Source organism: Patulibacter sp. NPDC049589 (assembly GCF_040675535.1).
Taxonomy (GTDB): domain Bacteria; phylum Actinomycetota; class Thermoleophilia; order Solirubrobacterales; family Solirubrobacteraceae; genus Patulibacter.
Genome location: NZ_JBFAPC010000182.1, coordinates 1 through 10,498, shown reverse-complemented (window position 1 = coordinate 10,498; position 10,498 = coordinate 1). Strand labels below are relative to the sequence as shown.

General features: G+C 74.9%; 10 protein-coding genes and 1 pseudogene. 7 read left to right on the top strand and 4 right to left on the bottom strand.

Translation table 11 applies throughout. The features are described 5' to 3' along the window. Positions 1–102: pseudogene (locus AB0L40_RS23715) on the bottom strand (nickel ABC transporter); the annotation flags it as partial. Between the two features lie 21 nt (positions 103–123). Between AB0L40_RS23715 and AB0L40_RS23710 the strand changes: the two are divergent. The 3 genes from AB0L40_RS23710 (at position 124) to AB0L40_RS23700 (ending at position 3,516) form a co-directional block, all read left to right on the top strand. Then, positions 124–456 carry a PadR family transcriptional regulator gene (locus AB0L40_RS23710; protein ID WP_364360567.1) on the top strand — a complete coding sequence of 111 codons (333 nt, stop codon included), beginning with the start codon at positions 124–126 and terminating at the stop codon, positions 454–456. Positions 457–689: 233 nt separating this feature from the next. Further along, positions 690–2,720, top strand: coding sequence for a 3-hydroxyacyl-CoA dehydrogenase NAD-binding domain-containing protein (locus tag AB0L40_RS23705; protein ID WP_364360565.1), 2,031 nt, complete (start codon positions 690–692; stop codon positions 2,718–2,720). Positions 2,721–2,736: 16 nt separating this feature from the next. Next, a complete protein-coding gene (locus tag AB0L40_RS23700; RefSeq protein ID WP_364360563.1) occupies positions 2,737–3,516 on the top strand; it encodes a Sir2 family NAD-dependent protein deacetylase in 780 nt (259 codons plus the stop codon). A gap of 80 nt (positions 3,517–3,596) precedes the next feature. On the opposite strand, the gene AB0L40_RS23695 is transcribed toward AB0L40_RS23700, so the two are convergent. Together AB0L40_RS23695 and AB0L40_RS23690 are read right to left on the bottom strand one after the other, a co-directional pair. After that, positions 3,597–4,499 carry a hypothetical protein gene (locus AB0L40_RS23695; RefSeq protein ID WP_364360561.1) on the bottom strand — a complete coding sequence of 301 codons (903 nt, stop codon included), beginning with the start codon at positions 4,497–4,499 and terminating at the stop codon, positions 3,597–3,599. Positions 4,500–4,504: 5 nt separating this feature from the next. Beyond that, positions 4,505–6,997: a lytic murein transglycosylase gene (locus AB0L40_RS23690; protein WP_364360559.1), complete on the bottom strand. Its 2,493-nt coding sequence runs from the start codon at positions 6,995–6,997 to the stop codon at positions 4,505–4,507. A 214-nt stretch (positions 6,998–7,211) separates the two neighbouring features. On the opposite strand from AB0L40_RS23690, the gene AB0L40_RS23685 reads away from it, so the two are divergent. Next, entirely contained in the window at positions 7,212–7,622 is a 411-nt protein-coding gene (locus AB0L40_RS23685; RefSeq protein ID WP_364360557.1) for a hypothetical protein, read from the top strand. 95 nt (positions 7,623–7,717) lie between these two features. Here the strand turns inward: AB0L40_RS23685 and AB0L40_RS23680 are convergent, their stop codons facing one another. Beyond that, the gene (locus tag AB0L40_RS23680; protein ID WP_364360555.1) at positions 7,718–8,398 is read right to left on the bottom strand and encodes a hypothetical protein; all 681 of its coding nucleotides are present in this window, start codon (positions 8,396–8,398) and stop codon (positions 7,718–7,720) included. Between the two features lie 29 nt (positions 8,399–8,427). On the opposite strand from AB0L40_RS23680, the gene AB0L40_RS23675 reads away from it, so the two are divergent. The 3 genes from AB0L40_RS23675 to AB0L40_RS23665 form a co-directional block, all read left to right on the top strand. Continuing rightward, positions 8,428–8,862, top strand: coding sequence for a hypothetical protein (locus AB0L40_RS23675; protein WP_364360553.1), 435 nt, complete (start codon positions 8,428–8,430; stop codon positions 8,860–8,862). Between the two features lie 234 nt (positions 8,863–9,096). Then, on the top strand, positions 9,097–10,290 hold the full coding sequence (locus AB0L40_RS23670) for an adenylate/guanylate cyclase domain-containing protein (protein WP_364360551.1): 1,194 nt from the start codon (positions 9,097–9,099) through the stop codon (positions 10,288–10,290). Next, positions 10,287–10,498 (top strand): ATP-binding protein (locus tag AB0L40_RS23665; RefSeq protein WP_364360549.1); only part of this gene is annotated, 212 nt, incomplete at its 3' end. The genes AB0L40_RS23670 and AB0L40_RS23665, both read left to right, overlap by 4 nt.

Here is a 10,498-nt window from a genome sequence, read left to right as displayed (position 1 = left end):
GTCGACTATGTGGTCGAGGTTCGCCTTGACCGCGGCGCCGTCGAACATCTCGCCGTTGCTGAACTTCACGTCGTCGCGCAGGGTGAACGAGTAGGCGGCCCCGGCGACCCGCTCTCGGGCGCCCTGCGCCGCGCCGGTCTCGTCCGGCTGCTGGTCCTCCAGCTGCTCGACGGCGAGGAGCCGGCCTACGGCAACCGGCTGATCGAGCGGATCCGCGAGCTCTCGGCCGGCCTCGTCACCGTCAACCCGAACACCATGTACCCGCTCCTGCGGACCCTCGAGGACGAGGGCCTGGCCGTCGGCGAGTGGGAGCACCCCGTGCGCCGGTCGCGCCGCTTCTACCGGATCACCGAGGCCGGGATCGCCGAGCGCGAGACGCTGCGCGACGACGTCCTGCCGACGCTCGACGAGGTCGCCACGGCCGTCGAGACGCTCCGGCGCGAGCTCGCCGCCTGACGGCGTCCGCGTCCGCGGGGCGGCGCGAGGGCGGACGGCGTCCGCCCGGACCCGGCGCCCCGGCCGTGCCGCCGAGGCCGCCGAGCACGGTCGCGCACCCGCACGGGGCACCGTCCCGACGGCCGACCGACCGGTCAATCACCAAGGTAGGCTCCGTGCGTCCCGGCGACCGGCCCCTCCCGGCGGCCCCCGGGCGTCGTCCGCCGTCCGAGTTCAGGAGCGCTCCAGCCCTCATGTCGTTCGTTTTCAAGGCCGCCGTCGTCGGTGCAGGCACGATGGGTGGGCAGATCGCGCAGACGATCGCTGCCGCGGGCATCGATGTCGTGCTCAAGGACGTCAAGCAGGAGCTCGTCGATCACGGCATCGCGGTCGCGACCGGGGTGACGGAGAAGCAGGTCGGCAAGCTCGTCAAGAAGGGTCGGTTGTCGGAGGAGGACGCCAAGGCGCAGGTCGCCGCGGTGATCGGCCGGATCCACGGCACGCTCTCGTACGAGGCGTTCGGGGATGTCGACTTCGTGATCGAGGCGGTGCCGGAGAAGCTCGAGATCAAGCAGGCCGTCTTCGCTGAGCTCGACGCGGTCACGCCGGGCCACGCGATCCTGGCGTCCAACACGTCGGGGATCGCGATCTCCGACATCGCGGTGGCGACGGTCCGTCCGGACAAGGTCGTGGGCACGCACTACTTCTTCCCGGCGTCGGTGATGCCGCTGCTGGAGATCGTGGAGGGTGATCTGACGTCGCCGGAGACGATCGCGACGACGTTCGCGTTCGCGCAGGCGACGAAGAAGCAGCCGATCGTCGTCGGCGAGGGCCCGGGCTTCACCGTCAACCGGATCCTCGCGGCCTCGATGTCGGAGATCTTCCGCGCGCAGCAGGAGCAGGGCCTCTCGATCCAGAAGATCGACGACGGCCTCAAGGGCAAGGCGCTGCCGATGGGGCCGTTCTTCCTCATGAACAGCCTCGGTCTGGACCCGTCGCTGCACCTGCAGGAGCAGATGGTCGAGGAGGTCGACGAGGGCGACACGTCCGCGTCGGCGCGGTTCTTCAACCACAGCCGCCAGACCGAGCTCGTCGGCCAGGGCGACCTCGGCGCGAAGACCGGCGACGGCTTCTACAAGGCCGACGGCAGCCCGAACGTCGACGGCGACGGCGACCCGGACATCGACAGGATCGTCGAGCTGTCGCACCTCGCGATGGTCCGCGAGGCGCTGCTGCTGATCGAGGACGGCGACGCGACCGTCCGCGACGTCGACCTCGGGATGGCCGCCGGCACCGGCCTGGACCCCAAGCGCGGCATCCTGCCCCCGCTGCTGAAGTGCGACGTCGAGGGCCTCGACGTCATCCTCGAGCGCTTCGAGCAGGCCGCGGAGACCGAGGGCGACCGCTTCGACGCGCCCCCGACGCTGCGGCGCCTGGTCGCGCAGGGTCGCCTGGGCCAGAAGACCGGCCAGGGCTTCTACGCCTACCCGCAGTACGACGAGACCCAGGTCGCGGAGACGGTCAAGCTCGAGACCCGCGAGCACGGCGTCGTGATCGCGTGGCTGGACAACGCGCCGGTCAACTCGATCTCGCCGCAGGTGATCCAGGACCTCAAGACGGTCTGGGCGCACCTGGAGCAGGACGGCAGCACCCGCGCGGTCGTGTTCGCGTCGGCGTCGCCGATGTCGGCGGTGTTCTCCGCCGGTGCGGACATCAAGGCGTTCACGACGCTCGGCGAGGCCGGTGCGAAGACGTTGCTGGACGACGCGCACGCGGTCTTCCGGTCGTTCGGGACGTCGAGCATCGTGACGATCGGGGCGATCAACGCGTTGGCGTTCGGTGGTGGCTCCGAGCTGGCGCTCGCGATGGACGTGCGGATCGCGGCGCAGTCCGCGGTCTTCGGGCAGCCGGAGATCAAGCTCGGTCTGATCCCCGGGTTCGGCGGCACGCAGCGCCTGCGGAGGCTCGTCGGGCAGGCGAAGGCGCTGGAGCTCAACCTCGTCGGCGATCCGATCCTGGCCGACGAGGCGTACGCGCACGGGCTGGTCAACACGGTGGTCCCGGACCACGAGCTGCTGGACGTGGCGCTGAACTGGGCGCGTCGCCTGGCCGGTCAGGCGCCGCTGGCGGCCGGCGCGATCAAGCGGGTGTCGGACGTCGCGGGGCTGGACGAGGGCATCGAGGCGGAGAAGGACGCGTTCGCGGAGATCTTCGCCACCGACGACGCGACCGAGGGCATCGGCGCGTTCATCGACAAGCGCGACGCCCGCTGGACCGGCAAGTAACCGGCCCGAGCACCCCGTGAGCGACCCCACGAGCACCGACCCCCACGACCGCCTCGCGCGGCTCGTGGCCGGCGCGGGCTCCGTCGTGGCGCTCACGGGCGCCGGGATCTCCGTGCCCTCGGGCATCCCGGACTACCGCACGCCCGGCACGGGCCTGTGGGCCGACACCGATCTCGCGGAGATCGCCCACGTCGACGTCTGGCGCTCCGACCCGGTGCGCTTCTGGTCGTTCTACGGCGACCGCTTCGCCTCGCTCGGCCCCGTGCAGCCCAACGCCGCCCACCGGGCGCTCGTCGAGCTCGAGCGCCGCGGCCTGCTCGACGCGGTCCTCACCCAGAACATCGACACGCTCCACTCGCGGGCCGGGTCGGCGGACGTCGTCGAGCTCCACGGCAGCATCGCCGGCTGCCACTGCCCGGCGTGCGGCGCGCGGGCGCCGCTCGCGGACGTCCTCGACCTGATCGCCGCCTCGGCCGACGGCGTGCCGCGCTGCACGGCCTGCGGCGGCGTGCTGAAGCCCGACGTCGTCCTCTTCGGCGACATGCTCCCCGAGCAGGCCCTGCACCGCGCCGAGCGCCTGGCGCTGTCCTGCGACCTGCTGCTCTGCATCGGCTCGTCGCTCGTCGTCTGGCCGGTCGCGGAGCTGCCGAAGCTCGCGCTCGCCGGCGGCGCGGACCTGGCGATCGTGACCGCGAGCGCCACGCCCTACGACGACGAGGCCGCGGTCCGGCTCTCCGGCGACGTGGTCGACGAGCTCGCGGGCCTGATCGCCGCGCTGGACCGCCTCGGCGCCTGAGCGCGCCCGCCCCGGCCGGGACGCCGTCGCGGCGGCGGTGACCGCCCGACGCGCTCGTCGCGCGCGGGGCCGGGGTCGCGTCAGGCCGGCGGCTGCGGCGCCGACGGGCCCGGCAGGACCCGCTCGCCGACCCGCCGCCCGCCGGCCCGGCGGGCCAGGGCCATCGAGACGGCCCGCAGGACTTCGCGGACCGCGGCGTCCTGCTCGTCGTCCAGCCCGCCCCGCACGGCGGCCGCCGCGGCCTCGGCGACGCGCGGCCGCGCGTCGCGCAACCCGGCGATGGCCTCGTCCAGCTGCGGCGCGGCGCGCCAGGGCTCCAGCTCGGCGATCGCGGCCTCGAGCGCCATCCGCAGCCCCAGGGCGGCCTCGCGGACCCGCCCGGCGGCCAGGTCGCGCCGCGCCTGCAGGGTCAGGACCTCGGCGGCCAGGACGGCGTCGCGGCCGCTCAGCAGCTCCGCGAGGCGCTCCTCGGATCCGGACCCGCGGGACGAGCGGCGCGCACGGTCGGGCTCGTCGGCGGGGATCGGGATCCGGCGGGCGGACGTCCAGCGCCCGTAGGCGCCCTCGGGGCCGGTCCCGTAGCCGATCGTCGCCTTCGAGAGGTCGCGGGCGCGCACAGGGCGGGGGTCCGGATCGGCGGCGGCGACGGCCGCGAGGTGCAGCAGGCGGCGCAGCACCTCGAGCGCCTCGACCAGCGCGGCCTCGCCGTCGGCGCGGGCCAGCCAGCGCTCGACGTCGCGGGCCTCCAGCGGGTCGGCGTCCACCACGGTGAGCACCGTCGAGGCCTGGGCGACGTGCTCGTCCGGCTCGCCACGGCGGCGCCGGAAGCGGCGCCGCGGACGCTCGGTGACCTCGACGATCACGACGGCGCGCGGGCGGTTCGCGTGGCCGCGGACCGTCCAGCGGCCGTCACCCAGGTCGAGCTCCCCGGGGATCTCGACCTGCACGATGCGGAAGAGCGCCGCGTCGCCGGCCTCGGGCACCGCGGTCAGTCGCCGCCCGTCGCGCCGGGGCCGGTGGCCTTCACGGCGTACTTGGACGGGGTCTCCAGCACGGTCGGGTTGTCGATGCCGGCGATGCGGTCGATCAGCTTGATCCACTGGCCCGGCTTGAGCACCTGGGCGACCTGCTCGCCGAGCTTCGCGTCGTTCTTCACCGACGGCCGGAACCCGACGTGGATGTGGTCGTCGTGGTCGGGCAGGTACATCGTGTTGTCCGCGCCCTGGAAGGTCATCAGGGAGATGATCTGGTGCGGCTTCAGGCTGCCCTGCAGGCCGAGCAGCGTCCGGATCGCCTGCTCGGTGATCGACCCGGGGCCCTGGGTGTCCTTCGAGATGGCGATGCCGTTGACGGACGAGATGTCGACGGCGTTGCCGGACGCGTGCTCGGAGACGTTGCCCGAGCTCGTGATCGCGCCGGAGCGGCCGAGCGACGAGACGCCGATCCGCAGGCCGTTGGCCGTCAGGTACTCGAGGGTCGCCAGCACGCGGCGGTCGACCGCACCGGCCTCGATCTGCCGGCGGCCGGCCTCGTAGACGTCCAGCAGCGGGTCGGCGAGGACGCGCTCCTGGAGCTGCTGCTTGCTCATCAGCAGGATCTGGCCGGACGACGCCGCGTCGGTCGACTTGAAGAGCGCCGAGGAGGCCTTCGCCCGGTAGACCGTCGTGGACTCGAGGAGCTTCCAGCCGTCGAGGATCGGCTTCGGGTCGACCAGCGGCGCGCCCTTGCCGGCGGGCCGGACCTCGAACTGCAGGTGCGGCGAGCTCTTCGCGTCGGTCTTGCCGATCCGGCCGAGGATGGTGCCGGCCATCACGCGGGAGCCCGTGCGCAGGCGCTTGAGGACGACGTCGTCCTTCGTCAGCCCGTGCAGCGTGGAGAGGTAGCTCGAGAACGTCGCGTCGTCCGCGTGCGCCTGGTCGAGCTGCTCGGCGCCGCCGTGCTTGCGGGCCAGCGGGCGGGCGGGGTTCGCGAACAGCGTCCCGCCGTCGGCCGTCGGGGCGACGGGGCCCTGCTCGGCCTGGGGCGCCGGGGCCTTCGTGCCCGCCGAGTCGGCCGGCTGGCTGCCGGCCGTCGCCGGGGACGTCGGCGCCGGGTCCTGCACGGCGGCCGCGGCCTTCGCGGCGCCGGCCGTCGTGGTGAGCTTCTGGGCCTTCGCGACGGGGTAGAGCGCGGAGACCTTCTTGAGGTTCGCGTACGTGTAGGTGTTGCCGTAGACGTCGCGGAGCGTCACGAAGCGCCCGAGCTCGGCGTTCTCGCCGACGTCCGTGACCGTTCCGTCCTGGACGGCGATCGCCGGCGCGCCGGCCTTCGCGAAGAGGTCGATCGAGGAGCGCGAGGTCGTCTCGACGGACCTGGCCGCGTCCTCGCCGGCCGTGGCCGTCGCGCGGGCCTTGCGGTTGCTGTCGTCGCCGACGTACTGGGTCTTCGCGGCGACCGGGAAGACGCCCTGCGTGAGCCCGGTCAGCGAGCCGACGAGGTCCTCGGGGAGCCCCGAGACCAGGCGGGCACGCAGCATGACCTGGTCGACGTACCAGTCCGCGTGGTTGTAGGCGAAGACGGCCTTGCGGATGTGGTCGTGGCCGCCGGCGGCCTTCAGGTAGCGGGCGGCGGCGAAGATCGCGTCGACGGGGTTGTACGGGTCGGCCTTGCCGTCGCCGTTGGCGTCGACGCCGTAGGCCTTCCACGTCTCCGGCATGAACTGCATCCAGCCGAGCGCGCCCGCGGACGACACCGAGAGGTTGCGGCCGTAGTCGGTCTCGACCTCGTTGATCGCGGCGAGGACCTCCCACCGGACGCCGTACTCGATGCCGGCGGCTTGGTAGATCGGCAGCAGGAACGGCGGGATCCGGAACTTGTCGATGAAGAAGTTCGGGACGCCGGCCGGCGCCGCGCCTGGAAGGACCTCCGAGTACGTCGGGTCCGACGGGTCGGGCAGGTCCGGGGCCGTGGCGGCCGCCGAGGCGGCGGCGGTGGTGTCCGTCGCCGCGGCGTCCTTCGCGGCCTTGCGCGTGACCCTGCGGCCGTCGGCGCGGGCCTTGCGGCGGTCGGCGGCGTCTCGGGCCGCCTTCTCCTGCACCGCGTTGGCGCGGCCCTCGCCGCCGCTGTCGTCGAAGACGGAGTCGTCGACCGCGGTGGACGGGTCGGCCGTGGCGGTGGTCGTCGTCGGCGGCGTCGCGGCGGCGGTGGTGGTGGCCGGCGGCGTCGCGCCCGTGGTCGTGGCCGGCGCGGCGCCCGTGGTCGCGGGGACCGTGGCGCCGGCGTCGCGGACGGCGACGACCGGTGCGCCGAGGTCCGGCAGCGGGATCTGCTCGATCGGCGTCCCCGGCGGGACGTCGACGTTGACGACGACGCTGCGACCGCCCAGGAGCGTGACGTCCAGGGTGCGTGCCTCGGCGCCGGCCTGCACGGTGGCACCGAACCCGGCGGCCACCGCGCCTGCGGCTGAGAGCCCGACCAGGAGCTTGCGTGTGGGCAACGGCATGGTTCTGGAGATCCTCCTCAGCGCACCGCAAAGCGACCGGGCGCGGCACTGATCGCGCCACAGTACCACGGGTTTCGGCCAATTCGTCCAGCCCGTACCGGCCCTCGCGAGGACCCCCCGGCTGGGCTAGGGTGCGAGGTCCGACGAGCCGGGGACCCGCCCTGAGGGCGACCCCCGGTCCGCCCCCGACGTCCGAAGCAGAGGCCGCACGAGCATGACCGACGATCAGTCCCCGTCCTCGAAGGATCTCCGCGAGCGCGTCCGCGGCGCCAGCGAGGAGACCATCGGCAAGCTGGCCCAGGAGCTCCTCGGCAATCCGCTCGTGACCGGCGCGGTGCAGCGCGCGATGGACGTGCGCGAGCGGGCGACGCAGGCCCAGGAGGCCGCGTTCGGCGCTCTCAACGTCCCCACCGCGGCCGACATCGAGCGGCTGACGCGGCGTGTGCGCAACGTCGCGCAGCGGCTCGAGTCGATCGAGGACGCGGTCGACCGCGTCGACGAGCGCCTGACGGCCCTGGCGTCCCGCGACGTCGCCGGCCCGTCCGACGCCGCCCTCGCGGACCTCACCTCGCGTCTCGAGGCGATCCAGGCGTCGATCGACGCCCTGGGCGAGCAGGCGGGCTGAGCCCGCTCCCCGGCGGACCGGGCCAGCCCACGCGCGCAGGCCCGGTCTGCCGCGTCGGCGGGGCGGCCGCCGGGACCGCCGAGGCGCCCGGGGCCTCAGTCCCCGAGGCCGGCCGCGGCGGCCGCGCCGACCGCGCTCCACCACGCCTTCCGCGCGTCCTCGTCCTCGGCGCCGCCGGGGAACGCGAGGACGACCGCCGCCGGCACGCCGAGCCGCGCGGCGGCCGCGAGCAGCGGCGCGCTCTGCCGGTCGACGGCGGAGGCGCCGGGATGAGCCGGCACGGCGGGCCCGCCGTCCGCGGGCAGCAGGTCGACGGACACCACGCCGGTCTCGCGCAGGCCCGCCGCGCGCAGCCGTCCGAGGATCGCCGCGTCCGGCACCAGCTCCGCGCCGCCCGCCAGCCCGAGCGCCCGGGACGTCCCGTCGTAGGCGGCCGCGAAGGACACGAGGCGCAGCTCGCCCGCGCCGACCGCGCCGTCGAGCGCCAGCGCGGACCCGGCCCGGACGACCCGCCGGACGCCGGCCGCGTGGAGCTCGCGCAGCACGGCCGCGGCGCTCGGGCCGCCCGTACCCGTGGCCAGCACGCTGAGCGCGGCCCCGTCGCCGGCGGTCCCGGTGTAGCCCCAGAGCCCCCGCGAGTGGTTGCTCATCAGGGGGCCGTCCAGGAGCTCCTGGGCCACGGCGAGCGCCCGCCCGGGATCGCCGACGAGGATCGCGCGCTCCGCGACCGGATGGCCGACGCGCAGGAGTGGGGGCAGGCTCTGGAGGTCGGTCACGGGGCTCGGGCGAGGATAGACTCCGCTCCGTGGAGACCGACCCGGCGAGCGACCCGATGGAGCACGGCCCCGGCGCCCCGGAAGGGGACGACGACGCGGGCAGCCGGCGCTCCGCCCGCGTCGAGGCCGTCCGCCGCGCGGTCGACCAGGCCCTCGCGGCGACCACGGCGGCGCCGCGGTCGACGCGCGCCCGCGCCCAGGAGCTCGCCGACGAGCTCGGCGCCGTCGTCGCGCGCGTCCGCGGCACGCTGGAGGACCTGAGCGCCGCCGGCACGACGCAGGCCGGCGTCCTGGCCGACGAGGTCCAGCAGGCCGTGGGCCGGCTCGGGCGGTCGCTCGACGACGCCCGCCCCGCCAACGGCGACGACGTCCGGCGCCTCCAGGAGCGGCTCGCCGCGCTCGAGGCCCGGGTCCAGCACCTGGAGTCCGAGGACGGCCCGCCGGCGCCGTCCGCGGGCTCGTGACCACGCCGCCCTTGACGCCGCGCCTGCCGGGCGGGTATGACTGACCCCACGGACAAAGCCTCAGGCCAGAACGTGGGTGACGAGTCACCTGCGAGGCGCCGCCCGCTGTTGGGACGAGCGCCGAGGGCCGACGGTGCGGGACGAGATTCCCGCGGGCGGCGGGGCCCCCAGGGGCTCCGCCGCCACAGCTTCCCCCCGCAGCCCGCGATTCCTCCGGGCGCTGGACAGGGACAGGTGGTCCTCGGACGCGCGCGCGTCGCCGAGCTCGTGGGCGTCTCGGAGAGCACCCTCCGGCGCTGGGCGGACCTCGGGCTGGTCCCGCTCGACGACGCGGGCGCCTGGACGTCCGGGTCGCTGAACCACGCCCGCGTCGTCCAGCGGCTGCGGTCCAAGGGTCGGTCGCTGAGCGACATCGCGCTCGTCGCCGAGCGCAACGGGCTCGCGCTGCACTACCTCGGCGGCGTGCTGGACCCGCCGACCGAGCACGTGGACCCCGAGGAGGTGGCGCGGCGCGTCGGGCTCGAGCCGGCGCTCGTCCGCCGGATCGGCGAGGCCTTCGGCTTCAGCGCCGAGGCCGTCGAGCGGATCAGCGTGGACGACGTGCCGCTGTTCGAGCACGTCGCCCGGGTGCTGGCGGCCGGCTTCCCGCTCGTGGCGATGGTCCAGCTGGCCCGCATCTACGGCCAGGCGCTGGGCCGGGTCGCTGACGCGGAGGTCCGGATGTTCCGCCTCTACGTCCGCGATCCGCTGGTGCGCGAGAACGCCGAGGCCCTCGACGCCGCCGAGGCCGTGGCCACGCTGGCGGCCCACGTGATGCCGCTCGCGGACCGGATCATCCGCGACGTCCACCGCCGGTCGCTGCACTGGTTCATCGAGCAGGACGCGGTCAGCCTCGTCGAGCAGGCACTGGACGAGGACTCCCTGCTCGGCCTCGGCCGGCTGCGGGTCGCGATCGCGTTCGCCGACCTCGCGGGCTTCACCCGGCTGACCGAGGAGCAGGGCGACGAGGAGGCCGTCGAGGCCGTCGAGCGGTTCGTCGACACGGTCGAGGCGTCGCTGCCCGACGACGCCCGCATCCTCAAGACCATCGGCGACGAGGTCATGGTGATCGGCGACGACGCCGCGACGCTCGTGGAGTGGGCCGTGGCCTATCAGCTGCTGCACCCCGACGAGCCCCGTCCGCGGATGGGCATCCACCAGGGCGAGGTCCTCTTCCGCGACGGGGACTACTTCGGCCGCGAGGTCAACAAGGCGGCGCGCGTGGTCGCCCGCGCAGGCGCGGGCGAGGTCCTGGTCACGGACGCGATCGCCGCGACGTCGGCCCGCCACGTCGCGTTCCAGCCGATCGGCGACGTCCGGCTGAAGGGCTTCCGCGACCCGACGTCGCTGTTCATGGCCCGTCCGCGGGCGGGCAGCGGCCAGGGATGAGCGCGCCGCCGGCCGAGCGGGTCCGCTCCCGGGGCGGGCTGGTGCCCGGCCGCGCCGCGGTCGTGGCGTTCTCCGGCGGCCGCGACTCCCTCTGCCTGCTCGACCTCGCCGTCGCCATCGTCGGCGCGGACGAGGTGCTCGCGGTCCACGTGCACCACGGGCTGCGCGGCCGCGACGCCGACGACGAGGCCCTGCGCGCGGCCGCGAC

Bases quoted from the DNA above. Each gene is read 5' to 3' on its own strand.
- AB0L40_RS23705 (WP_364360565.1), top strand. From the start codon at position 690: ATGTCGTTCGTTTTCAAGGCCGCCGTCGTCGGTGCAGGCACGATGGGT.
- AB0L40_RS23690 (WP_364360559.1), bottom strand. From the start codon at position 6,997: ATGCCGTTGCCCACACGCAAGCTCCTGGTCGGGCTCTCAGCCGCAGGC.
- AB0L40_RS23685 (WP_364360557.1), top strand. From the start codon at position 7,212: ATGACCGACGATCAGTCCCCGTCCTCGAAGGATCTCCGCGAGCGCGTC.